Origin of the sequence: Pseudomonas sp. A6 (assembly GCF_052367875.1) — a bacterium.
In the GTDB taxonomy this organism is placed as follows: Bacteria; Pseudomonadota; Gammaproteobacteria; order Pseudomonadales; family Pseudomonadaceae; genus Pseudomonas; species Pseudomonas citronellolis.
Window position 1 is genome coordinate 2,537,571 of sequence record NZ_CP198970.1, and the last position, 22,451, is coordinate 2,560,021.

Genomic DNA, 22,451 nt, shown 5'->3' on the forward strand with positions numbered 1-22,451 from the left:
ATCTCTATCCCTGCTCCGAACAGCCCCCTCTCCCGCTTGCGGGAGAGGGCTGGGGAGAGGGGCTCTTTGCTCTTGCTTGGCGGACCCGTTCACGCCTCCTCCAGCACCACCACCCGCTGCCCCGCCCGCACCGGCGAGCCGGGCTGCACGCGGACCTCGCGGACCACGCCGTCGCGCGGGGCGGTCAGGGGGATCTCCATCTTCATCGACTCGAGGATCACCAGGGTGTCGCCGGCCTTGACGCTGGCGCCCTCGCTCACCTGCACCTGCCAGAGGTTGCCGGCGACGTGGCTTTCGATGGCGTGCTGGCCGGCGCCCAGGGGCGCGTCCTCGCCCAGCTCGGGGGCGACTTCCTCGCTCTCGAAGTGGGCCTGGCCGGAGGCGATCCAGCGTTGCCGCTCGGCGTCGAAGGCGGCGCGCTGGTGGCTGCGGAAGGCCTCGATGCCGTCCGCCTCGCGGGCCAGGAAGGCCTGGTAGTCGGCCAGGCGCAGCTCGCTTTCCTCGATGCGCAGCGGGTAGCGGCCCAGCGGGAAGTCGCGGCGGATGCGCAGCAGCTCCTCCGCGCTCACCGGGTAGAAGCGGATCTGGTCGAAGAAGCGCAGCAGCCAGGGCTTGCCGGCGAAGGCCTCGACCTCGCGGTAGCGGTTCCACATCTGCAGGGTGCGGCCGACGAACTGGTAGCCGCCGGGGCCTTCCATGCCGTACACGCACAGGTAGGCGCCGCCGATGCCCACGGAGTTCTCGGCGGTCCAGGTGCGCGCCGGGTTGTACTTGGTGGTGACCAGGCGGTGGCGCGGGTCCAGCGGGGTGGCCACCGGCGCGCCGAGGTAGACGTCGCCCAGGCCCATGACCAGGTAGCTGGCCTCGAACACCGTGCGGTACACCGCCTGCAAGTCCGGCAGCTCGTTGATGCGGCGGATGAACTCCAGGTTGCTCGGGCACCAGGGGGCGTCCTTGCGCACCGTGGTCATGTATTTCTCGATGGCCAGCTGGCAGGCCGGGTCGTCCCAGGACAGCGGCAGGTGGACGATCCGCGAGGGCACCGCCAGGTCGCGTGCCGCGCAGACTTCGTCCCACAGCCCGGCGACCGTCTCCAGCAGTTGCGCCAGGGGCAGCGTCTCGGGCTGGTAGTGCACCTGCAGCGAGCGGATGCCCGGGGTGAGGTCGATCACCCCGGGCAGCGCCAGGGCTTCCAGCGCCTGCATCAGGGCGTGGGCGCGGAAGCGTAGCACCAGGTCCAGCTCGGGTTGGCCGATTTCCAGCAGCAGGTGGGTGTCGCCGGCGAGGCGGGCGAGCAGGCGGGTGTCGTCCTGGCCGAGGTCGAGGACGATGGGCGAGCTTGGCTCGGTTGCTCTCGTAGGAGCGAGCTTGCTCGCGAACAGCTTGGCACCGGGCTCGCGAGCAAGCTCGCTCCTACGAAGAGCGCGATATTCCGCGGATTGGGAGAGAGCCAGTTCGCGGGCGGTGGCGATATCGACCGGTTCGAAGCGCACCTTGTCGCCGGCCTTGAGCTGGCCGAGCTGCCAGAGGTCGGCCTCGATCACCGTCACCGGGCAGACGAAGCCTCCCAGGCTGGGGCCGTCGGGGCCGAGGATCACCGGCATGTCGCCGGTGAAGTCCACCGCGCCGATGGCGTAGGGGTTGTCGTGGATGTTCGAGGGGTGCAGGCCGGCCTCGCCGCCGCTGTCGCGCACCCACTCCGGCTTCGGCCCGATCAGGCGCACGCCGGTGCGGCTGGAGTTGAAGTGGACTTCCCAGTCGGTGGCGAAGAAGGTGCGGATGTACGCCGGGGTGAAGTATTCCGGCGCGCCGTGGGGGCCGTAGATCACCCGGATGCGCCGCAGCGCCGGCAGCTCGGTACGCAGTTCGGCGGGCAGGCTGGCGCCGTGGCGGGCGTCGGCGAGCGGCGCCAGGTGCAGCACGTCGCCGGCGCGCAGGGCGCGGCCGCCGTGGCCGCCGAACTGGCCGAGGGTGAAGGTGCTCTTGCTGCCCAGGTAGTCCGGCAGTTGCAGGCCGCCGCGCAGGCACAGGTAGCTGCGCGCGCCGGCCCCGGCGATGGCGCCGAGGCTCAGGGTGGCGCCGGCGGGCACGAACAGGCTGGTGTCCATGGGCTGCTCGCGGCCGTCCAGTTGCACGGCCAGCGGCGCGCCGGTCACGGCCACCACCGCGTCGGTGTTGAAGCGCAGGCTCGGGCCGCTGAGAGTGATCTCCAGGGCCGCCGCGCCTTCCGGGTTACCCAGCAGGCGGTTGCCCAGGCGCAGCGCGCGGTCGTCCATCGGCCCCGACGGCGGCACGCCCACGGCCCAGTAGCCGAGGCGGCCGGGGTAGTCCTGCACGCTGGTCTGGGTGCCGGCGCCCAGCACCTCGAAGGTGTCGGCGCGGTAGCGCAGGCCCTCCAGGCAGCGCGTCCAGGGCGAGCCGCTGGCGAAGGGCGCGTCGGCGATGATCTGGCGCAGGTAGGCGCGGTTGCTTTCCACGCCGTACAGCAAGGTATCCGCCAGGGCGCGGTCGAGGGCGGCGCTGGCCTCGGCGCGGCTGGGCGCCCAGGCGATCAGCTTGGCGATCATCGGGTCGAAGTAGGGCGGTATCTCGCAGCCGGCTTCCACCCAGGTGTCGATGCGCAGGGCCTGGCCGTCGGCCGGCGGGAAGCGCACGGCGGTGAGCAGGCCGGGGCTGGGCTGGAAGTCGCGGCCCGGGTCCTCGGCGTACAGGCGCGCCTGGATGGCGTGGCCGCTGGGCTTGAGCGCGGCGGCCAGTTCGGCCAGCGGCGGCAGGCAGCCTGCGGCCAGTTCGATCATCCAGCGCACCAGGTCGACGCCCCAGACCTGCTCGGTGACGCCGTGCTCCACCTGCAGGCGGGTGTTCACTTCGAGGAAGTAGAAGCGCTCGGCCTCGCTGTCGTAGACGAATTCCACGGTGCCGGCGCTGCGGTAGCTGACCGCTTTGGCCAACTGGATGGCCGCTGCGCAAAGCTCGTCGGCCATGCCCGTCGGCAGGTTCGGCGCCGGGGTTTCCTCCAGCACCTTCTGGTTGCGCCGCTGCACCGAGCAGTCGCGCACGCCGAGGGCGATGACCTCGCCGGCGCCGTCGCCGAACACCTGCACTTCCAGGTGGCGGGCGCGCTGGATGTATTTCTCGATGAACACCCCGGCGTCGCTGAAGTTGTTCTGCCCCAGGCGCTTCACCGCCTCGAAGGCTTCGCCCAGCTCCTGCGCCGAGCGGCACACGCGCATGCCGATGCCGCCACCGCCGGCGGTGCTCTTGAGCATCACCGGGTAGCCCACGCGTTCGGCGGCGGCGAGGGCGATGTCGAGGCTTTCCAGCAGGTCGGTGCCTTCGAGCATGGGCACGCCCTGTTCGCGGGCCAGGGCACGGGCGGTGTGCTTCAGGCCGAACAGCCGCAGCTGTTCCGGCGTCGGGCCGACGAAGGCGATGCTGGCGGCCTCGCAGGCTTCGGCGAAAGCGGCGTTCTCGGAGAGGAAGCCGTAGCCGGGGTGGATGGCCTGGGCGCCGCTGGCGCGGGCGGCGGCGAGGATCTTGTCGACCGCGAGGTAGGTGCCGGCGGCGGGGCCGGCGCCCAGCTCGAAGGCTTCGTCGGCCTGCTGCACGTGCAGGCTGGCGGCGTCGGCCTCGGCGTAGACCGCCACGCCGCCTACGCGCAGTTCACGAAGCGTCCGCAGGATGCGGCAGGCGATGGCGCCGCGGTTGGCGATCAGGAGCTTGTCGAACATGAGGAAGTCCCCATGGGGTGGCGGGCCGTCCCGCCGTCAGTCGGTGCGCACCACGGTCGTCCGTGGTGGAAACAGGTTCCGTAGGATGGGTCGAGCGAAGCGATACCCATCAATCGCCGGAGGATTCGCGATGGGTTTCGCGGGGCTCAACCCATCCTACGGGGGCTCCGTGCAGGCATTGTCCCGAACGGCTCTGGCACAGCAGGAACAGCCAGCGCCGTACCGCTTGCAGCCTGCCGCTTGCAGCTTGCGGCTGCTTCAGTCCCATACCAGCAACTCCGCCGGCGTCGGGTTCCAGCCGTTGCAGGGGTTGTTCAGCTGCGGGCAGTTGGAGATCAGTACGATGATGTCCATGTGCGCGAGCAGTTCGACGTACTTGCCGGCGGCGGAGATGCCGTCCTCGAAGGTCAGGCCGCCCTCGGCGGTGACCGGCACGTTCATGAAGAAGTTGATGTTGTGGCTGATGTCGGCCTTGCCCAGGCGCCCGTCGTGCAGGGCCGCGCGCAGGAAGTTGTCGCGGCAGCTGTGCATGTAGCGCTTGTCCAGGGCGTAGCGCACCGTGTTGCTTTCCTGGGCGCAGGCGCCGCCGAGGGTGTCGTGGCGGCCGCAGGTGTCGGCGACGATGCTCAGCATCGGGTTGCCGAGGTTGGAATAGAGCACGCTGCCGGCGCTGAGGTAGACGCTGCCCTGTTTGCGCAGGGTGCGCTGCACGTCGTAGCGCTCGCGTGGGTTGCGCGCGTTGTAGAACAGGGTGTCGACCGCCTGGTTGCCTTCCAGGTCGAGGATGCGCAGGGTCTGGCCGGCCTTGAGTTCGCTCAGGCTGGGTTCGCCGGCATTGATGAGAGTGCGCGAGACGGCGGCTTCGGGGTGCTTGGCGCTGTGGCTGATGGGCATGTAAGTGTCCTCTGTCTCTTCCAATCAGATGAACAGGCGTTCGGTGTTGTGGAAGCCGCGGCCGTTCTCCGGGCGCGAGGTGCGGCAGAGCACGCTGATGCCGTCGGATTCGACCTTGTGCCAGCTCAGCCCGATGGGCCTGGGCGCGTATCGCGGGTTCGGGTCCATGGGGTGCTGCAGGGCGGTGAGCACCACCAGGGTGTCCATGGGCGCGTACAGCTCGACGTAGTCGCCGGCCTTCGAATTGCCCTCGGCGAAGCGGAAGCAGCCGTCGGCGTCGACGTCCACGCGGCTGAACAGGTTCAGGCACATCAGTAGGTCCTGCAGGCGCATGTCCCACTTGCCCATTTCCACCAGCAGGTTGTCCGCGCCGTTGCGGTGGAAGCCGTTGCGCAGTTCCTGGTAGCGGCCCTGGCCGTACCTCTCCAGCACCTCGGCGGCGTTGAGCACGCCGCCGAAGCTGTCGTGCCAGCCGCAGGTGTCGGCAGTGATGGCCGCCAGCACCCGGCCCATGTCCGAGTACAGGCAGTGGCCGGCGCTGAGCTTGGCGGTGTGCTGGGCCTTGAGGCTGTCCGGCAGGTTCAGCCGCTCGCTTTTCTCCTGGGCGTTGAACAGCAGCAGGCTGACGTTGCCGCCGCCTTCGAGGTCGGTCAGGCGCAGCAGATGGCCGCGCTTGAGGACGAAGGAGGTGTGGCCGCCGCCGGGGACGGTTTCCTCGTAGAGGGTGGGGCGCAGGGCGAGGGATGCGGTCATGGGGTTTCCTCAGTAGGCCGGGGTGATCACCGGCGCGGCCGGCTGCTCCAGGCGCGCCGCCAGGGGCGCGGGGAGGGCGGCGCGGGCCGCGCGGCGGTCGGCGTTGAGCGGGATGTCGTAGGTGATGCGGGCGCCGTAGGCGTTGGGCGCCTGCGGGTCGTGGCGGACCTTGTCGAAGACCAGCAGGCGGGTGCCCAGGCTGAAGCCCTCGGACAGGTCGTGGGTGACCATGAACACGGTCAGTTGGGTTTCCCGCCAGAGCTGCAGCAGCAGTTCGTGCATGTCCTTGCGGATGCCCGGGTCGAGGGCGCCGAAGGGTTCGTCGAGCAGCAGCACGCGCGGCTTCATCTCCAGCGCCTGGGCGATGGCCAGGCGCTGCTGCATGCCGCCGGAGAGCGCGCTGGGGTACTTGTCCAGGGCATGGCCGAGGCCGACCTTGCGCAGCAGTTCGGCGGCTTGTTCGCGGGCCTCGCGGCGGGCCGCGCCGAACAGCCGGCCGAGCAGCTTCGAGCGCGGCAGCTCCAGGCCCAGGACGACGTTGTCGAGCACGCTCAGGTGCGGGAACACCGAGTAGCGCTGGAACACCACGCCGCGGCTCGGGTCGGGTTCGGCGGCCAGGCGCTTGCCGTCCAGCAGCAGCTCGCCGCGGCTGGGGCGCTCCTGGCCCAGCAGCAGGCGCAGGAAGGTGGACTTGCCGCAGCCGGAGGCGCCGACCAGGGTGCAGAACTCGCCTTCGGCGACGCGCAGGTTCAGGCGTTCGAGGATCACGTTGCCGGCGTATTCCTGCCAGACGTTGTTCACGTCGATGAAGCTCATGCCTTGCCTCCTTCGTACCAGGGGAAGGCGCGCCGGGTGAGCACGCGCAGGGCCCAGTCCATCAGCCAGGCGAGCAGGGTGATCCAGGCCACGTAGGGCAGGATCACGTCCATGGCCAGGTAGCGGCGCACGAGGAAGATGCGGTAGCCCAGGCCGTCGGTGGCGGCGATGGCCTCGGCGGCGATGAGGAACAGCCAGGCCGAGCCGAGCATCAGCCGCAGCGAGACCAGCAGGCGCGGCAGCAGCTGCGGCAGCACCACGCGCAGGATCAGCGTCCAGGTGCTGGCGCCGAGGGTCTGCGCCTTGATCAGCAGCTCGTTGGGGATTTCCCGGGCGCGCTGCTCGATGTCGCGGGCGATGCAGGGGGCGACGCCGATGACGATCAGCACCACCTTGGACAGCTCGCCCAGGCCGAAGACGATGAACAGCACCGGCAATATCGCCAGTGGCGGGATCATCGACAGCACCGTGAGCAGCGGCGACAGCGGCGCGCCGAACAGCGGCACGCTGCCGGCGGCGATGCCCAGCACCAGGCCGAGCAGGGCGGCGATGCCCAGGCCCAGGCCGAGGCGCTGCAGGCTGGCGCCGGTGTCGCCCCAGAACAGCACTTCGCCGGTGCGCTTGTCTTCGTGCAAGGCCAGGCGCTGGACGGCGTCGGCCATCTGCGCGACGCCGGGCAGCAGCTTGTCGTTGGGGTTCTCCGCCAGCCGCGCCGCCGAGCCGGAGAGGTAGGCGAACAGCAGCAGGGCGAAGGGCAGCAGCACCAGGAACAGGCGGCCGCCGCGCTGGGGGTGGAGGTTGATCAGGCGCATGGTTCCCTACCTGTCTGTCGGGGGGCTGCTTCCTGTAGGAGCGAGCTTGCTCGCGAACGATCCCCCGCACCGGAGGCATCAAGGGGGTTCGCGAGGCCGAATCCGTTCCCTACGGATTTCGGCATTTCCCACATCCCTGTGGGGCACAAGCTCGCTCCTACGAAAAGCCTTAGTGCCGGCGTTGAGGTCAGAGCTTGCCGTCGGCGGCCAGCTGCACGTAGGTCGGGTCGAAGCGCAGCTTGAGGTTGCCGGCGTCGCCGTAGCTGGCGCCGCCGGCGAAGCTCATGCCCACCGCGTCGGCCGACCTGGCGCCTTCGCCGAGCAGGCCGTGGGCGAAGGAGAACTTCGCGACGCGCTGCATGGTTTCCGCCAGCGCCGGGCTGGTGGCGAAGGCCAGGGCCTCGGCCGGGGTGGCGAACAGCCGGGTGGTGGCCAGCTGCGCCTGGTAGCCGGCGAGGTCGGTGCCCGAGGCCTTGGCCATGTGTTCCAGGGCGGCCTTGGCTTGCGCGTCGTCGGCCTTCATCAGCGCCACCGTCTCGAACCAGGCGCCGGCCAGGGCCTTGCCCAGGGCCGGGTTGTCCTTCAGCGTCCGGCTGTTGACCACCATCATGTCCATGATCTCGCCGGGCACCTTGCTGGAGTCGAACACCTCGGTTGTGCCGGGCTTGGCGCGTGCCTCGGCGAGCATCGGGTTCCAGGTGGTCACCGCCTGCACCTCGTCGGTGTTGAAGGCCGCGGCGATGTCGGCGTCGGAGGTGTTCACGGTCTTCACGTCCTTCTCGCTCAGCCCGGCGTGCTCCAGGGCGCGGGCCAGCAGGTAGTGGGAGACCGACAGTTCCACCAGGTTGATGTCCATGCCCTTGAGGTCGGCGACGGTCTTGCCCGCGCCCTTGAGCACGATGCCGTCGTTGCCGTTGGAGAAGTCGCTGACGATCAGCGCGGTGGAGTCCACGCCGCCGGCGGCGGGGATGGTCAGGGCGTCCATGTTGGTCATGGTGCAGCCGTCGAACTGGCCGGCGGTGTACTGGTTGATCGACTCGATGTAGTCGTTGAGCTGGGTGACCTTGATCTGGATGCCGTACTTCTTCGCCCACTTGTCGACGATGCCGTGGCTGGCGGCGTATTCCCAGGGCATCCAGCCGGCGTAGATGGTCCAGCAGAGGTTGAAGCTGTCCTTGGGCGCGGCGGAGGCGCCGAGGCTTAGGGCTGTCAGGGCTGCGGCGAGCAGGGCGGGCAGACGGGGCTTGCGCATGGGGAACCTCCGGTTGGTTGTCGGGCGGGCAGGAGTCGGGCGGCTAGGTCGCGCTCTTCTCCCGGGCTTTTGTCCCGCCGTGTAACCTCGCTGGAGGTCGATGGCTCTCGGACCAGTCACTCGCCATGCGAGCCGGAACCCTAGCCATCCATTTTCGAATTGTGGTGCCGCCGGCCCGCGTTGGCGGGCGATTCCTGCACGCCGCTGACAAAGCGAGGGGCGTGCCAACTTCGCCCAGGGCCCGTGGCAGAAGGCTTGGCTCCGCTGGGCGGGGTGTTGCGCCGGGCCGCCATGCGCCCTGATGAGGCACGCCGCCACATCCTGGTGCGCCAGTCGAAAGTCGGTGTCGGCCGGCGCGCGGCCCGCGGCAGACTGCGCGGACCATCCACCCCATCGGAGTCGCCCATGTCGCACCTGCTGTCCTTCGCCAAGGGCGCGCTGGCCATGTTCTGGCTGGCCGCCGCGGTCAACCTGCTGTACCCGTTCGGCGAGCTGTACCGCCCGTTGCTGTCGCTTTCGGTCGTGCTGCTGGCGGTGCACGCCGGCGAGGTGCTGCTGCTGGGCCGGCGCCTGAAGGCGCGCCGGCAACCCTGGCTGGAGCGCCTGCAGGTGCTGTTCTTCGGCGTGCTGCACCTGCCCGCGCTGCGGGTAAATCCGTGATTTACATAAGCTTTACCCTGTATCCGGGCACCGCCGCCGGGGCGCCGGGTCTGATCGTATAAGCCGCTGATTCGAAGCGGATGCCGATCAGGAGTTAGCCATGCGTCGCCTTCTCGTTGCCCTGCTGTTGTTCCTGCCGCTGTCCGGCTGCGTGGTCTACGAACATGACCATGGCGGCTGGCGCGGTGGCCATCGCTACTACGCGCCTCCGCCGCCGCCGGTGCGCTACGCCCCGGCCCCCGGCTACTACTGGCATCGCTGATGCCCCTGCTGACGGCACCTTCGGGTGCCGTCAGTCGTTCTGCGTCGGGCCCTCGACGCCCTGGCCGTCGACCTGCAGCAACAGCTCGACGAATGCCTGCGCCGCCGGCGACAGGCTGCGGCTGGCGTGGCGCACCAGGCCGTAGGCCGAGCCGCGCAGCGCGGCGTCGCCGGCCTGGCGCGGCCAGGGCAGGGTGGCCAGGCGCCCGGCGGCGACGTCGGCGGCCACCACGTCGGCCACCGCCAGGCACAGCACATCGCTGCCGCGCACCAGTTCCTTGAGCATCAGCACGTCGTCGCATTGCACGTCCAGCGGCTGCTCGCGGCCGAGGCTGCGGGCCAGGCGCTGGTGGGCGTCGCGCGGCAGGCGCGGGCCGGCCAGCGGGTAGTCGCGCAGGTCGTCGATGGCCAGGCGCCCGCGCGCCAGCAGCGGGTGGCCGGGACGGCAGAACAGCAGGCTGTCGTGGACCTGCAACGGGTGGATGTCCAGGCGCGGGTCGTCCTGCAACTCGCGGCAGTCGGCGACGAACAGTTCCAGCTCATCGTCCAGCAGGCGCCGGTGCAGCAGCTGCCAGTTCTCGATGGCCAGCGCCACGCTGACCCGCGGGTGGGCCCGGCTGAAGGCCGCGAGGGTCTGCGGCAGCAGGCGCGCGGCGGGGAAGGGGCCGGCGCCCAGGCGCAGTTCGCCGGCCTCCAGGTTGCCCAGCTGGCTCACCGCGTTGTCCAGCGCGCGACTGCCGGCCAGCAGGCGGCGGGCGTGTTCCAGCACCAGCCGGCCGTGGGCGGTCAGGCTGATGCCGCGCGGGTTGCGGTCCAGCAGACGGCAGTCGAGCTGGTTTTCCAGGGCCTGGATGCTGCGCGAGAGCGCCGGCTGGCTGAGGTTCACCGCTTCGGCGGCGCGGGCGAAGTGGCCGTGTTCGGCGAGGGCGACGAAATGGCGGAGCTGGCGCAGGTCGCTCATGCTTGGTTTGCATCAGGATCGGTAAAGGAATGCATTGGAATTATTGCCATGCCTGCCGGCATAGTGCCAGGCATTCCCATAACAAGAACCGGAGTTTTCCATGCTGCGCCTTTCCGCCGCCGTCCTGCTGGCCGGCCTGTCGCCCGTGCTGCTCGCCGCCGACGACCCCGCCGATGCGCCCAAGCCGCCCAGCGCCTTCACCGTGGCCCTGCAGCAGAAGGTCCGCGAGGCGCTGCCGTTCAACGACCGCGCCGACTTCGCGCGGGTCGAGCAGGGCCTGATCAAGCGCCCGGAACAGCTGGTGATCCGCAACGAGGACGGCAGCGTGGCCTGGCAACTGGGCGGCTTCGGCTTCCTCGATGCCGGCCAGGACATCGACAGCATCAACCCCAGCCTGCAGCGCCAGGCCCTGCTCAACCTCAAGTACGGGCTGTACAAGGTCGCCGACGGCATCTACCAGGTGCGCGGCTTCGACCTGGCCAACATCACCTTCGTCCAGGGCGACAGCGGCTGGATCATCATCGACACCCTGACCACCCCGGCCACTTCCAAGGCTGCCTATGCCCTGGTCAGCCAGGAGTTGGGGCAGAAGCCGATCAAGGCGATCATCTACAGCCACGCCCACGTCGACCACTTCGGCGGGGTGAAGGGCCTGGTGAGCCAGGAACAGGTGGACAAGGGCGAGGTGCAGATCATCGCGCCCAAGGGCTTCATGGAGTCGGCGATCAAGGAGAACGTGCTGGCCGGCAACGCCATGCTGCGCCGCGCCACCTACCAGTACGGCACCGAGCTGCCCCAGGGCCCGCGCGGGCTGGTGGACATGGCCATCGGCAAGGCCGTCGCCCACGGGCCGATGAGCCTGATCGCGCCGACCCGGCTGATCGAGAAGGACGACGAGCAGCTGCGCATCGACGGCGTCGACTTCGCCTTCCAGAACACCCCCGGCACCGAGTCGCCCTCGGAGATGAACGTCTGGCTGCCGAAGCAGAAGGCCCTGCTGATGGCCGAGAACGTCACCGGCACCCTGCACAACCTCTACACCCTGCGCGGCGCCGAGACCCGCGATGCGCTGGGCTGGAGCAAGTACATCAACGAGGCGCTGCACCGCTACGGCAACCAGGCCGAGGTGATGTTCGCCGTGCACAACTGGCCGCGCTGGGGGCATGAGGACATCGTCCGCACCCTGGAGAAGCAGCGCGACCTCTACGGCTACCTCAACGACCAGAGTCTGCACCTGGCCAACCAGGGCGTGACCATCAACCAGATCCACGAGCGCTTCCAGCTGCCGCCGGAGCTGGCCAACGAGTGGTATAACCGCGGCTACCACGGCTCGGTCAGCCACAACGTGCGCGCGGTGGTGAACAAGTACCTGGGCTACTACGACGGCAACCCGGCCACCCTCAACCCGCTGGCGCCGGAGGATTCGGCGAAGAAGTACGTGGAATTCATGGGCGGCGCCGAGCACGTGCTGCAGATGGCGCAGAAGTCCTTCGACCAGGGCGAGTACCGCTGGGTGGTGGAGGTGGTCAACAAGCTGGTCTTCGCCGAGCCGGATAACCAGGCCGCCCGCCGCCTGCAGGCCGACGCCCTGGAGCAGCTGGGCTACCAGGCGGAGAACGCCGGCTGGCGCAACAGCTACCTGGCCGCGGCGGACGAGCTGCGCCACGGCGTGCCGCGCGACCTGCCGCCGCTGAAGACCTCCAGCGCCGACGCCCTGGCCGCGATGGACACCGGACTGCTGTTCGACTACCTGGGCGTGCGCCTGAACGCCGGCAAGGCCGAGGGCGAGGACTTCGCCATCAACCTGGTGTTGCCGGACATCGGCCAGGAATACCTGCTGGAGCTGAAGAACTCGCACCTGAACAACATCCGCGGAGTGCACAGCGAAGATGCCGGGCAGACGGTGACCATCGACCGCGCCGACCTCAACCGCCTGCTGCTCAAGGAGGTCAACCCGGTGGTGCTGATCGCCCAGGGCAAGCTGAAGAGCTCGGGCAACCCGCTGTTGCTGGCCAAGCTGTTCGGGATGCTGGATGACTTCGAGTTCTGGTTCGATATCGCCACGCCGGAGAAGCGGGAGGGGTGATCGCGTGGCTTTGCTTTTTGTAGGAGCGAGCTTGCTCGCGAACGGGCGCGGTGCCATGCGGTTCGCGAGCAAGCTCGCTCCTACGAAGGGCGGATCGGCATGGGGCACCGGTGTTCCGGCCGGCGGCGTATAACCGCGAACGGTTATACGCCCTACGCCGCCCCACCCGCGGTGTTCCCCTGTAGGAGCGCGCCCTGCGCGCGAATCGCGGGCAGGGCCCGCTCCTACAGTCCGTCGTGAGGCACGGCATTTCCCCGTAGGAGCGGACCTTGTCCGCGATGGCCGGAACCACCGGTGCGGTTCGCGGATAAGATCCGCTCCTACGCCGCCCCACCCGCGGTGTTCCCCTGTAGGAGCGCGCCCTGCGCGCGAATCGCGGGCAGGGCCCGCTCCTACAGTTTGTCGTGAGGCACGGCATTTCCCCGTAGATACCGTGTCACCTAGCCTCGAGCAAGGGCCAGTTCCACATTGTATGGCTGGCCCGACTTGAGGACGCCATAGGCGATCTGCAGCAGCTTGCGCATGGCAGCACAGATGATCTGTTTACCCGCTTTGCCTTTCTCCTCGAGCCGTAAACGCAGTGCCCGTATCGCCTGGTTATGGCTCATGGCACAGATGGCTGGCATGAACAGGCCTGCCCGCAAGAGGCGTGAGCCGATCTTTGAGATCCTCACCTGGCCCTTGTGTTGGCCGGATTCCCTGAGCCTCGGATTGAGTCCTGCAAAAGCCACGACCGCCCGGGCACTCTCGAAGCGGCTGATTGATCCAAGTTCGGCCAGCAACAGGGCTGCAGTTTTGTCGCTGATACCCTCGATACTCGTCAGCAGATCGCGCTTGCCCCGCAAGTCAGGATCGTTGTCGATATGTTGGCGAATCGCTTCCAGCGTCTGTTCAATCTGCTGTTCCAGATGGGCCGAGACCGACAGGATCGACTCTTTCACCACGTCGCTCTTGGCGGTTTCCAGGCGGTTGATTTCCATCTGGAACAGCTCCTTGAGCTCTTCGTAGCGCCGTACCAGCGCACGGAGTTGCCGCACGCTCACCGGGTCCGGCTGCCAGAGCTGGAGATCCTCGGCATGCCGAGCGCCGTAGAGGGCGATCAACTTGGCGTCGACCTTGTCGGTCTTGACCCGTTGCAACTGGCTTTGCGCATAGCTGGCGATACGTGCCGGATTCATCACGCAGACACGATATCCCCGGGCCAACAGATAATCGCCCAGAGCTTCGTGATAGATGTTGGTGGCTTCCATCACCACCCACGCCCCTGGCTCGGCATGTTTTTGCAGCCACTGGTCAAAGACGCTGAAGCCCGACTGATCGTTGCTCAGATTGCCTTTGGTGCGGTATTTGCCATTGCTCTGCAGAACCGCAATGTCGAAAGTTTTCTTGGCGATATCCACGCCAACTACGATGGCCATAACTCCTGCTACCTCTTACAGCTTTACATCATCAGCACTCCACTCCATCCAACCTTGCCTATACGAGCTACCACCGGGGTGGGGCTCCAGATACCGTTCGGACTCACGAGTGGATTGGGAAGGCAGGAGACTATCTACAGTGCAGGCTCGTAGCCTAGGAGCGGACACGTCTTCCTGGTCTTCCTTCCGGTGATCAGCCGGAGACTACCCGCCGTTATGGCGGGTCGTCGACATACAAGGAGCGGACCTTGTCCGCGATGGCCGGAACCACCGGCGCGATTCGCGGATAGGATCCGCTCCTACGCCGCCCCACACCGCGGTGTTCCCCTGTAGGAGCGCGCCCTGCGCGCGAATCGCGGGCAGGGCCCGCTCCTACAGTCCGTCGTGAGGCACGGCATTTCCCCGTAGGAGCGGACCTTGTCCGCGATGGCCGGAACCACCGGCGCGGTTCGCGGATGGGATCCGCTCCTACGCTGCCCCACCCGCGATGTTCCCTCGTAGGAGCGCGCCCTGCGCGCGAATCGCGGGCAGGGCCCGCTCCTACGGTGTTCCGGTCAATAGGCCACGGTGAAGCGCTGGCGGTGGTGGGCGGGGCGTTCCGCTTCGTCGAGCATGGCCACGGCCAGGTCGGGGAGGGAGATGCGGCTTTCGCCTTTGGCGTCGAACAGCACCTGGTCGCCGCCGATGCGGAAGCTGCCGGTGCGCTGTTCGCCTTCCAGGAGCATGGCCGGGCTGAGGAAGGCCCAGTCCAGGGCCTTTTCGCCGCGCAGTTGGTCGAGGGCGTCGGCGGCGCCCAGGGCGCCCTGTTTCCAGGCTTCCGGGAATTCCGGGCTGTCCACCAGGCGCTGGCCGGGGGCGATTTCCAGGCTGCCGGCGCCGCCGAGCACCAGCAGGCGCTTCACCCCGGCGGCCTTGGCGCCGTCGAGGATGGCCTGGCTGCCGCGGGCGTGGGCGGCGCGGATGTCCGGGTTGCCCCAGCCGGCGTTGAAGGCGCTGATGACCACGTCATGGCCGGCCACCGCCTTGGCCACCTGCGCGGCGTCGTAGACGTCGGCGCGCACGACGGTGAGGCCGGCGCGGTCGGCCAGCTTGGCCGGGTCACGGACCAGCGCCGTCACCAGCAGGCCGCGGCGCAGGGCTTCTTCCAGGAAATAATGGCCGACATGGCCGGTGGCACCGATCAGGGCGATTTTCATCGTAAAGCTCCAGGGCAAAGGCCGTAGCACGGCGGAATGGCGCCCATGATCGGCCACGCCCTGCGCGGGAAAAACCGGCCGGGCCGCCATGCACTCGTAAGCTGCGCTTCACAATCCCTGGTCGAACAGCTTCTGCACCACCGAGAAGTCCTTGTCGCCGAAGCCCTGCTTGAGCAGCAGGCGGTAGAGGCTGGTGGCCAGGCTGCCCAGCGGCGTGGCGTTGCCGGTGAGCTGCGCGGCCTCCTGGGCCAGGCCAAGGTCCTTGGCCATCAGCGCGCTGAGGAAACCGCCCTCGTAGCCGCGCGAGGCCGGGGCGTTCTCCATCACCCCGGGCCAGGGGTTGTAGACCTCCAGCGCCCAGTTGCCGCCGGAGCTGCGCCGCATGATCTCGGACAGCACCAGCGGGTCCAGGCCGTTGGCCACGCCCAGGGCCAGGGATTCGGCGGTGCCGATCATGAGGATGGCCAGCAACTGGTTGTTGCACACCTTGGCCACCTGCCCGGCGCCGTCGCTGCCGGCGTGGAAGATGTTGCGGCCCATGGCGGAGAAGATCGGCTTGGCCTTCTCCAGCACCTGGGCGTCGCCGCCGACCATGAAGGTGAGGGTGCCGGCGACGGCGCCGCCGACGCCGCCGGAGACCGGCGCGTCGAGCATGGGAATCCGGCGTTCCTCCGCCGCATGGTGGACCTTGCGCGCCGAGGCCGGGGCGATGGTGGAGCATTCCAGCACCAGGGTGCCGGGGGCGATGTGCTGCAGCAGGCCCTGCTCGCCGAGGTAGAGCCCCTCGACGTGCTGGCTGGCCGGCAGCATGGTGATCACCACGTCGACGCCGTCCACCGCGTCGTGGGCGCTGCGCGCGGCGCTGGCGCCCAGCGGCACCAGGCCGTCGACGGCGCTCTGCACCAGGTCGAAGACCCGCAGCAGGTAACCGGCCTTGAGCAGGTTGGCGGCCATGGGCGCGCCCATGTGGCCGAGGCCGATGAAGGCTATCTGTTTCATCCGCGTTCTCCTCTGGTTGCCAGGGGTGAACGCAAGGGCCGGGCCGTCGCTGGGCTCCCGCGTTCGCGGGAGTGACGGGGCGGGCGCGGTGCCCATGCCCGTCATCCCCGCGAACGCGGGGATCCAGCGGCGACCGACCGGGGAGGGCGGCTACAGGTCCGCCAGCGGGTGCGCGCCCTCCCAGGTCGCCTCGAAATGCGCGTCCACCACTGCCTCAGGTATGGCAGCGATCCGTGGCCAGTGCCAGTGCGGCGTGTTGTCCTTGTCGATCAGCCGGGCGCGCACGCCCTCCGGGAATTCCGGATGGCGGCAGCAGTTCAGGCTCATGGCGTATTCCATGCGGAACACCTCGGCGAGCGACGAATGGCGCGCGCGGCGGATCTGCTCCCAGACCAGCCGGGCGGTCAGCGGGCAGCCGCTGGCCAGGGTCCGCGCGGCCTTGGCCAGCAACGCGTCGGCGTCGTTCTGCAGGGCGGCCAGGGCCTGCCAGGCGTCGTTGGCGTCGGCCACGTCGAGCAGCTGGTCCAGGCGCTCGCGGCGTGGCAGCAGCTGGGCCTCGGGCAGTTCGCCGCGGGCTTCGTGCTCCAGGGCGCGGAGCAGGCTGTGCAGCTGCACCTCGGGCTGTTCGCGCCAGTTCAGCTGGATCAGCCCGGTGATCAGGTCTTCCTGCTGGTTGTCCAGCAGGAAGCGGTCGGCCAGGTCCAGGTCCAGCGCGTCGCGGGCGTTCATTTGGGTGGCGCCCAGGCCCAGGAACAGGCCCAGGCGCCCCGGCAGGCGGGCGAGGAACCAGCTGGCGCCGACGTCCGGGTACAGGCCGATGCTCACCTCCGGCATGGCCAGGCGGCTGGACGGGGTGACGATGCGCACCCCGGCGCCCTGCATCAGGCCCATGCCGCCGCCCATGACGTAGCCGTGGGCCCAGCAGATCAGTGGCTTGCCGTAGCTGTGGATGAGGTGGTCGAGGCGGTATTCGTCGGCGAAGAAGCGTCGCGCCAGTTCCGGCACCTCGCCGGGGTGTTCACGGCAGGCGTCGACCAGCTTGCGCACGTCGCCGCCGGCGCAGAAGGCCTTGGTGCCGGCGCCGCGCAGCAGCACGCAGGCGATGTGCGGGTCGTCGCGCCAGATCTGCAGGCGCTGCAGCAGCGCCTCGATCATCGGCAGGCTGAGGGCGTTGAGGCTCTTTTCCGCATCCAGGGTCGCTATGCCGATGCGGAAGCCGTGCAGGCCGTGGCGTTCCTCGAAAAGTACATTCATCGGGTCATCCTTACTTGTTGCGCCAGTTCGGTTCGCGTTTCTCCAGGAAGGCGTTGACGCCCTCGCGGGTGTCGTCGGCGTCGAACAGGTCGACGAAGCGCTCGCGCTCCTCCGGCAGCCAGGTGTTCGGGCCGCGCTCGCGGGCGCCCTGGATCAGCGGCTTGATGGTGCGCACCGCCACCGGGCTCTGCCGCGCCACCTTGGCCGCCAGCAGCAGGGCGGTGCCGCGGGCCTCGCCGCTGTCCACCACCTGCTCGACCAGGCCGATGCGCTGGGCGGTCTCGGCGTCCACCCGCTCGCCGCAGAGGATCATGCGCTTGGCCCAGCCTTCGCCGACCAGCCAGGCCAGTGCCTGGGTGCCGCCGGCGCACGGCAGCAGGCCCACGGCGGCTTCGGGCAGGGCCATCTGCGCGTGGCGCTCGGCGATGCGGATGTCGCAGGCCAGGGCGCATTCCAGGCCGCCGCCCATGGCGTAGCCGTTGATCGCGGCGATGGACACGCCGCGGAAGTCGCGCAGGGCCTCGAAGGCCTCGCCGAAGCGCCGGGCCATTTCGCGGGCGCGGGCCTTGTCGCCGTCGGCGAACATGTTCAGGTCGGCGCCGGCGGAGAAGAACTTCGGCCCCTGGCCGGTGATCACCAGGGCGTAGATGTCGTCGTCGCGGTTGAGGTGCTCGATGAGCTGGCGCAGGCCGATCAGCGAGTCGCGGTCCCAGGTGTTGGCCGGCGGGTGGTTGATGGTGACCAGCGCGGTGTGGCCGTGCTTCTCCACGGTGAGCTTGTGGGTCAGGTCGAAGTGGCCGGGCTTGTAGGGTTCGACTGCGGTGCTCATGGGGTTCTCCTTGGCAGGGCGCGGGCCGGGGCCGGCGCCGGGGTATGCGGGGACTCTAGGGGGCCCGGGCCTGGGCGTCCATGTCCGTTGCGTTCGGATTGGACCGCCTGGGCGGGCGTTTTTTCCATCTTTCTGCGCGGTGCTTTTCGTGGCATGGGTATCGCTTCGCTCAACCCATCCTACGGGGCTTCGTGCTTTCCGCTTTTCGCTTTTCGTAGGAGCGAGCTTGCTCGCGAACGATCGGGACGGGTTCGCGAGCAAGCTCGCTCCTACGAAGATCAAAGGCGCTACAGCAGGCGGTCGAGCATGCCGCCCTGGTCGAGCAGGCGGCGCGCGACTATCACCCGCATGATCTCGTTGGTGCCCTCGAGGATCTGGTGCACGCGGCTGTCGCGCACCCAGCGCTCCAGCGGGTAGTCGTTGAGGTAGCCGTAGCCGCCGTGCAGTTGCAGGGCCTCGTTGCACAGGGCGAAGCAGCGGTCGGTGGCGAAGCGCTTGGCCATGGCGCAGTACAGCGTCGCCTCGGCGTCCTTGTGGTCCAGCTTGTGGGCGGCCAGGCGCACCATCTGGCGGCTGGCGGTGAGGTCGGTGAGCATGTCGGCGAGCTTGAACTGCAGGGCCTGGAACTCGGCCAGGGCCTTGCCGAACTGCTTGCGTTCCTCGACGTAGCGCAGCGACTGCTCCAGCGCCGCCTGGGCCGCGCCGAGGGAACAGCTGGCGATGTTCAGGCGGCCGCCGTCCAGGCCCTTCATGGCGTAGACGAAGCCCTGGCCTTCCGGGCCGATGCGGTTGCCTGCCGGGATGCGCACGCCCTCGAAGGTGATGGTGCGGGTGGGCTGGGCCTTCCAGCCCATCTTGTCCTCGTTGCGGCCGTAGCGGATGCCCTCGGCGTTGGCCGGCACCAGGAAGCAGGAGATGCCCTTGGCGCCGTCCGCGCCGGTGCGCGCCATGACGATCAGCACGTCGGTGGAGCCTGCGCCGGAGATGAAGGTCTTGGCGCCGTCCAGCACGTATTCCTCGCCGTCGCGGCGGGCGCGGGTGCGCAGGTGCGCGGCGTCGGAGCCGGCGTCCGGCTCGGTGAGGCAGTAGGAGGCCAGCGACTCGCCGCCGATCAGCCCGGGCAGCCACTGCGCCTTGAGCGCCGCGTCGCCGAAGCTGGCGAGCATCCAGGCGGCCATGTTGTGGATGGTGATGTAGGCGGTGGTGGCCACGCAGCCGGCGGCCAGTTGCTCGAAGATCAGCGACGCGGACAGCCGCGACAGGCCCAGGCCGCCGTCGTCCTCGGCTATGTAGAGGCCGAGGTAGCCCTGCTCGGCGGCGCGGCGGATGACGTCGACCGGGAAGTGGTGCTCGCGGTCCCAGTCCGCGGCGTGCGGCGCCAGTTCGTGGCGGGCGAAGGCCTTGGCGCTTTCCACCAGCAGGCGCTGTTCTTCGCTGAGATCGAATTCCATGGAGCTTCCTCGGTTTGTTCTTGTGGAGTGGGACAGCCTGCCACGGTTATAGCGCGAGGCGGGCCCCGCTGTGGATTGACGATCTTGCCTCGGGGATGGACGATCTTGGCATTGGATCGACTTCCCAGGGTATTCATCCGCATGTCCGGCAGCCCGCTTCTCTCGGCCTGGCCCCTGCCGCAGCAGGGCGTCCGCTTCATCACCCCGCCGCGCCTGCGCCGCGCCCTGGCCCGGCACCCGCTGGGCCAGGCCTGCTACCCGCTGGCGCTGGGCTATTACCCGGCCGCCGCCGGGCACCGCATGGAGCGCCAGGCGCCGGACGATCACCTGCTGATCTACTGCAACGCGGGGGAGGGCTGGCTGACCTGCGCGGATGGACGATTCGAGGTGCTGGCCGGCGACCTGCTGGTGCTGCCCAAGGGCCTGGCCCACGCCTATGGCGCCGCGCCCGGGCGGCCCTGGTCGATCTACTGGGTGCACCTGGACGGCGCCCTGGCCGAGGAGTTCCTGCGCCCGCTGGGCTCCTCGCCACGCTTGCGGGTGGGCGTGCAGCCGCGCCTGCGCGGGGAGTTCGACGCGCTGCTGGCGCTGCGCCGCCAGGGCCTGAGCCTGCCGCACTTCATCCACGCCGCGCACCTGCTGCAGGCCCTGCTGACCTCCCTGGCGCTGCGCCCGGTGCGCGCCCGGCTGAAGTCCGGCGCGGTGCTGGACATCGAGGCGGTGCAGGCGCTGATGCGCGAGCACCTGGACAGCAGCCTCAACCTCGACGAGCTGGCCGCGCAGTTCCGCCTGTCGCGCTTCCACTTCGCCAAGACCTACCGCGCGCTGACCGGCCAGGCGCCGATCCAGGATTTCATCCGGCTGAAGATGACCCACGCCTGCCGCCTGCTCGACCAGGGCCACCTGGAGGTGCGCCAGGTGGCCGAGCAGCTCGGCTATGCCGATGCCTATTACTTTTCGCGGCTGTTCAAGCGGGTGGTGGGGATGGCGCCCAGCCACTACCGGGCGCTGCACCAGGGCTGAGGCTCAGCGGCCGGCGAGCAGGCGCTGCCAGAGCTTCACTTCTTCGTTCAATTGCGTGCGCAACTGCGGGATGGGCTGTTGCAGCGCCGGGCAGCCTTGCGCCAGGCGGCGGAAGGCCGGCAGCTCGGCCAGGGCGTCGCCGGCCAGGGCCGGATTGCGCAGTTGCTCGGCCACCTGCACCAGGTCGGCGAGGTCGGCCGGGCCGTCGTGCTCGCGCTCCCAGCGGCTGCGCTGGCGGGCGCATTCGATGGTCAGGGTGGGCAGCTTCCAGACGGTCATGATGACCACGCCGATGTCGCCGGACAGCTGCTCGCACAGGCGCTGCAGCGACTCGGCATCGCGCGGGTACTGCGGCCAGCGCTCCAGCTCGGCCAGCAGCGGCAGGCTGCCGACGTCCTGCAGCAGGCCGGCGAGGATGGCGTCGTCGGCCTCGGCCACCTGGCTGTGCTGGGCGAGCAGGGCGCCGTAGGCGGCGCGCTCGCGGGCGGCGTTCCAGCGCGCGCGGAACATCTGCTGGAGGATGCGTTCCTTGCCGATGTAGAGGTTGCGCAGGGAGAAGCCCAGCACCAGGTTGCCCAGGCGCCGCGTGCCCAGGCGCGCCAAAACGTCGCGCAGCGAGGCGCAGGGGCGTGCGCCGCGCAGCAGCGGGCTTTCGGCGAACTGCATGAGGTAGGCGGCCAGCGGCGGGTCGGCGTTGATCACCCGCGCCAGCTGCTCCAGCGAAGTGCGCGCATCGCCCAGCAGGCGGCGCACGCGCAGGTGCGACTCGGGCATCTGCGGCACCTTGGCCTCGCCCTTGAGGAAACGGTTGTACAGCGCGAAGCGCACGGCGTCGGCAGGGGGGATGGCAGGAGAGCTTTCCGAGGGATCCATGGACTTTGCCGCATTGACAAGGGGCGGGAGCTTTTCTTAGGGTGCGGCGGCCATGTTCCATCAGGTGTCCCATGACCGAGACCGACGATCGTATCAAACTGGAAGAGAGCTGGAAGAGTGCCCTGCGCGAGGAGTTCGACAAGCCGTACATGCGCGAGCTGGGCGAATTCCTGCGCAAGGAGAAGGCCGCCGGCAAGGTGATCTACCCGCCGGGCCCGCTGATCTTCAACGCCCTCGACTCCACGCCGCTGGACAAGGTGAAGGTGGTGATCATCGGCCAGGACCCCTACCACGGTCCCGGCCAGGCCCACGGCCTGTGCTTCTCGGTGCAGCCGGGGGTGCCGGCGCCGCCGTCGCTGCAGAACATCTACAAGGAGCTGCAGCGCGACCTGAACGTCCCCATTCCCAACCACGGCTACCTGCAGCACTGGGCGGAGCAGGGCGTGCTGCTGCTCAACACCTCGCTGACGGTGGAGCAGGCCCGCGCCGGCTCCCACGCCCAGGCCGGCTGGCAGCAGTTCACCGACCGGGTGATCGAGGTGGTCAACGAGCGCTGCGACGGCGTGGTCTTCCTGCTCTGGGGCTCCCACGCGCAGAGCAAGCAGAAGCTGATCGACCCGCGCAAGCACCTGATCCTCAAGTCCGCCCATCCGTCGCCGTTGTCGGCTTACCGTGGTTTCCTCGGCAACGGGCATTTCAGCCGGACCAACAAGTTCCTCGAGCAGAATGGCAAGACGCCGATCGATTGGGCGTTGCCGGATATTTGAGGGGCTGGGGCGGCGTGGTGTATGCCGGGTGTTTCGGTGCTGGGGGTGGCCGCGCGCCCTCTCCCCAACCCTCGGCTGCGCGCCCCGCCCTGAAGGGAGAGGGGGCTGTCCTGAGCGGAGTGGAAGTCAGGCTTCATCCTGAAAGTTCTACTGCGTTGCGGTATCAGGCTGAAACCGATCAACCCGGCCGCGCCGAACGGCCCCCTCTCCCTCTGGGAGAGGGCTGGGGTGAGGGTAAGGAGGCAACCCGAAACACCATTGCCGACGGGGAGCACAATCGCGGACGGAGTCCGCTCCTACCCCCTCCGGTAAGCACAAGACCCGTAGGATGGTGTTGAGCGAAGCGATACCCATCACCGCAACTGCCAGCGGTGAACACCGTTCGCGAGCAAGCTCGCTCCTACGAAAAGCCTTC

Annotated in this window: 19 protein-coding genes and 1 riboswitch; of the genes, 5 read left to right on the forward strand and 14 right to left on the reverse strand. The window is 69.0% G+C overall.

Going from position 1 to position 22,451, the window contains the following annotated elements; translation table 11 throughout:
* Positions 1–89: 89 nt before the first annotated feature.
* The 6 genes from uca to ACTWJ5_RS11495 all read right to left on the reverse strand — a co-directional run bounded on the left by uca (position 90) and on the right by ACTWJ5_RS11495 (position 8,258).
* A complete protein-coding gene (uca, locus tag ACTWJ5_RS11470; protein ID WP_444438581.1) occupies positions 90–3,731 on the reverse strand; it encodes an urea carboxylase in 3,642 nt (1,213 codons plus the stop codon).
* Positions 3,732–3,989: 258 nt separating this feature from the next.
* Positions 3,990–4,625, reverse strand: coding sequence for an urea amidolyase associated protein UAAP2 (locus ACTWJ5_RS11475; RefSeq protein WP_253390154.1), 636 nt, complete (start codon positions 4,623–4,625; stop codon positions 3,990–3,992).
* 24 nt (positions 4,626–4,649) lie between these two features.
* Positions 4,650–5,378, reverse strand: a complete 729-nt coding sequence (locus ACTWJ5_RS11480) for an urea amidolyase associated protein UAAP1 (RefSeq protein ID WP_444438583.1) — start codon at positions 5,376–5,378, stop codon at positions 4,650–4,652.
* A 9-nt stretch (positions 5,379–5,387) separates the two neighbouring features.
* A complete protein-coding gene (locus ACTWJ5_RS11485; RefSeq protein ID WP_074985770.1) occupies positions 5,388–6,194 on the reverse strand; it encodes an ABC transporter ATP-binding protein in 807 nt (268 codons plus the stop codon).
* Entirely contained in the window at positions 6,191–7,006 is an 816-nt protein-coding gene (locus tag ACTWJ5_RS11490; RefSeq protein ID WP_444438586.1) for an ABC transporter permease, read from the reverse strand. The genes ACTWJ5_RS11485 and ACTWJ5_RS11490 overlap by 4 nt, the downstream gene beginning before the upstream one ends.
* Positions 7,007–7,193: 187 nt before the next feature.
* On the reverse strand, positions 7,194–8,258 hold the full coding sequence (locus ACTWJ5_RS11495) for a putative urea ABC transporter substrate-binding protein (protein WP_444438588.1): 1,065 nt from the start codon (positions 8,256–8,258) through the stop codon (positions 7,194–7,196).
* 56 nt (positions 8,259–8,314) lie between these two features.
* Positions 8,315–8,413: riboswitch (guanidine-I (ykkC/yxkD leader) on the reverse strand.
* A 250-nt stretch (positions 8,414–8,663) separates the two neighbouring features.
* On the opposite strand from ACTWJ5_RS11495, the gene ACTWJ5_RS11500 reads away from it, so the two are divergent.
* Both ACTWJ5_RS11500 and ACTWJ5_RS11505 read left to right on the forward strand, forming a co-directional pair.
* Positions 8,664–8,918 carry a DUF1145 domain-containing protein gene (locus ACTWJ5_RS11500; protein WP_043318182.1) on the forward strand — a complete coding sequence of 85 codons (255 nt, stop codon included), beginning with the start codon at positions 8,664–8,666 and terminating at the stop codon, positions 8,916–8,918.
* Positions 8,919–9,018: 100 nt separating this feature from the next.
* A complete protein-coding gene (locus ACTWJ5_RS11505; protein ID WP_009618749.1) occupies positions 9,019–9,180 on the forward strand; it encodes a hypothetical protein in 162 nt (53 codons plus the stop codon).
* Between the two features lie 30 nt (positions 9,181–9,210).
* Here ACTWJ5_RS11505 and ACTWJ5_RS11510 read toward each other — a convergent pair whose 3' ends face one another.
* Positions 9,211–10,140: a LysR family transcriptional regulator gene (locus ACTWJ5_RS11510; protein ID WP_444438590.1), complete on the reverse strand. Its 930-nt coding sequence runs from the start codon at positions 10,138–10,140 to the stop codon at positions 9,211–9,213.
* Between the two features lie 100 nt (positions 10,141–10,240).
* Here ACTWJ5_RS11510 and ACTWJ5_RS11515 point away from each other — a divergent pair, with 100 nt between their 5' ends.
* A complete protein-coding gene (locus tag ACTWJ5_RS11515; RefSeq protein WP_444438592.1) occupies positions 10,241–12,226 on the forward strand; it encodes an alkyl/aryl-sulfatase in 1,986 nt (661 codons plus the stop codon).
* Between the two features lie 440 nt (positions 12,227–12,666).
* On the opposite strand, the gene ACTWJ5_RS11520 is transcribed toward ACTWJ5_RS11515, so the two are convergent.
* The 6 genes from ACTWJ5_RS11520 to ACTWJ5_RS11545 form a co-directional block, all read right to left on the reverse strand.
* Complete coding sequence (locus tag ACTWJ5_RS11520; RefSeq protein ID WP_444436200.1) at positions 12,667–13,644, reverse strand: IS110 family transposase; 978 nt, start codon at positions 13,642–13,644, stop codon at positions 12,667–12,669.
* 554 nt (positions 13,645–14,198) lie between these two features.
* Positions 14,199–14,840 carry an NAD(P)-dependent oxidoreductase gene (locus tag ACTWJ5_RS11525; RefSeq protein WP_043318189.1) on the reverse strand — a complete coding sequence of 214 codons (642 nt, stop codon included), beginning with the start codon at positions 14,838–14,840 and terminating at the stop codon, positions 14,199–14,201.
* A gap of 108 nt (positions 14,841–14,948) precedes the next feature.
* A complete protein-coding gene (mmsB, locus tag ACTWJ5_RS11530; protein ID WP_444438595.1) occupies positions 14,949–15,839 on the reverse strand; it encodes a 3-hydroxyisobutyrate dehydrogenase in 891 nt (296 codons plus the stop codon).
* A gap of 150 nt (positions 15,840–15,989) precedes the next feature.
* Positions 15,990–17,093, reverse strand: a complete 1,104-nt coding sequence (locus tag ACTWJ5_RS11535; protein WP_444438597.1) for an enoyl-CoA hydratase/isomerase family protein — start codon at positions 17,091–17,093, stop codon at positions 15,990–15,992.
* A 10-nt stretch (positions 17,094–17,103) separates the two neighbouring features.
* Complete coding sequence (locus ACTWJ5_RS11540) at positions 17,104–17,922, reverse strand: enoyl-CoA hydratase (protein WP_009618757.1); 819 nt, start codon at positions 17,920–17,922, stop codon at positions 17,104–17,106.
* Positions 17,923–18,209: 287 nt separating this feature from the next.
* Positions 18,210–19,373, reverse strand: a complete 1,164-nt coding sequence (locus ACTWJ5_RS11545) for an isobutyryl-CoA dehydrogenase (protein WP_058070267.1) — start codon at positions 19,371–19,373, stop codon at positions 18,210–18,212.
* Positions 19,374–19,514: 141 nt separating this feature from the next.
* Here ACTWJ5_RS11545 and ACTWJ5_RS11550 point away from each other — a divergent pair, with 141 nt between their 5' ends.
* Positions 19,515–20,396 (forward strand): AraC family transcriptional regulator, encoded by an 882-nt coding sequence (locus ACTWJ5_RS11550; protein WP_116424051.1) that lies wholly within the window; start codon positions 19,515–19,517, stop codon positions 20,394–20,396.
* 3 nt (positions 20,397–20,399) lie between these two features.
* On the opposite strand, the gene ACTWJ5_RS11555 is transcribed toward ACTWJ5_RS11550, so the two are convergent.
* Positions 20,400–21,269 carry an HDOD domain-containing protein gene (locus tag ACTWJ5_RS11555; protein ID WP_444438600.1) on the reverse strand — a complete coding sequence of 290 codons (870 nt, stop codon included), beginning with the start codon at positions 21,267–21,269 and terminating at the stop codon, positions 20,400–20,402.
* A gap of 71 nt (positions 21,270–21,340) precedes the next feature.
* Here ACTWJ5_RS11555 and ung point away from each other — a divergent pair, with 71 nt between their 5' ends.
* Entirely contained in the window at positions 21,341–22,036 is a 696-nt protein-coding gene (gene ung / locus ACTWJ5_RS11560) for a uracil-DNA glycosylase (RefSeq protein ID WP_444438602.1), read from the forward strand.
* Positions 22,037–22,451: the final 415 nt, after the last annotated feature.

Bases quoted from the DNA above. Each gene is read 5' to 3' on its own strand.
- ACTWJ5_RS11480 (WP_444438583.1), bottom strand. From the start codon at position 5,378: ATGACCGCATCCCTCGCCCTGCGCCCCACCCTCTACGAGGAAACCGTC.
- ACTWJ5_RS11490 (WP_444438586.1), bottom strand. From the start codon at position 7,006: ATGCGCCTGATCAACCTCCACCCCCAGCGCGGCGGCCGCCTGTTCCTG.
- ACTWJ5_RS11555 (WP_444438600.1), bottom strand. From the start codon at position 21,269: ATGGATCCCTCGGAAAGCTCTCCTGCCATCCCCCCTGCCGACGCCGTG.
- ACTWJ5_RS11540 (WP_009618757.1), bottom strand. From the start codon at position 17,922: ATGAGCACCGCAGTCGAACCCTACAAGCCCGGCCACTTCGACCTGACC.
- ACTWJ5_RS11520 (WP_444436200.1), bottom strand. From the start codon at position 13,644: ATGGCCATCGTAGTTGGCGTGGATATCGCCAAGAAAACTTTCGACATT.
- uca (WP_444438581.1), bottom strand. From the start codon at position 3,731: ATGTTCGACAAGCTCCTGATCGCCAACCGCGGCGCCATCGCCTGCCGC.
- ACTWJ5_RS11475 (WP_253390154.1), bottom strand. From the start codon at position 4,625: ATGCCCATCAGCCACAGCGCCAAGCACCCCGAAGCCGCCGTCTCGCGC.
- ACTWJ5_RS11485 (WP_074985770.1), bottom strand. From the start codon at position 6,194: ATGAGCTTCATCGACGTGAACAACGTCTGGCAGGAATACGCCGGCAAC.
- ACTWJ5_RS11495 (WP_444438588.1), bottom strand. From the start codon at position 8,258: ATGCGCAAGCCCCGTCTGCCCGCCCTGCTCGCCGCAGCCCTGACAGCC.
- mmsB (WP_444438595.1), bottom strand. From the start codon at position 15,839: ATGAAACAGATAGCCTTCATCGGCCTCGGCCACATGGGCGCGCCCATG.
- ACTWJ5_RS11515 (WP_444438592.1), top strand. From the start codon at position 10,241: ATGCTGCGCCTTTCCGCCGCCGTCCTGCTGGCCGGCCTGTCGCCCGTG.
- ACTWJ5_RS11510 (WP_444438590.1), bottom strand. From the start codon at position 10,140: ATGAGCGACCTGCGCCAGCTCCGCCATTTCGTCGCCCTCGCCGAACAC.
- ACTWJ5_RS11550 (WP_116424051.1), top strand. From the start codon at position 19,515: ATGTCCGGCAGCCCGCTTCTCTCGGCCTGGCCCCTGCCGCAGCAGGGC.
- ACTWJ5_RS11535 (WP_444438597.1), bottom strand. From the start codon at position 17,093: ATGAATGTACTTTTCGAGGAACGCCACGGCCTGCACGGCTTCCGCATC.
- ACTWJ5_RS11525 (WP_043318189.1), bottom strand. From the start codon at position 14,840: ATGAAAATCGCCCTGATCGGTGCCACCGGCCATGTCGGCCATTATTTC.
- ACTWJ5_RS11500 (WP_043318182.1), top strand. From the start codon at position 8,664: ATGTCGCACCTGCTGTCCTTCGCCAAGGGCGCGCTGGCCATGTTCTGG.
- ung (WP_444438602.1), top strand. From the start codon at position 21,341: ATGACCGAGACCGACGATCGTATCAAACTGGAAGAGAGCTGGAAGAGT.
- ACTWJ5_RS11545 (WP_058070267.1), bottom strand. From the start codon at position 19,373: ATGGAATTCGATCTCAGCGAAGAACAGCGCCTGCTGGTGGAAAGCGCC.
- ACTWJ5_RS11505 (WP_009618749.1), top strand. From the start codon at position 9,019: ATGCGTCGCCTTCTCGTTGCCCTGCTGTTGTTCCTGCCGCTGTCCGGC.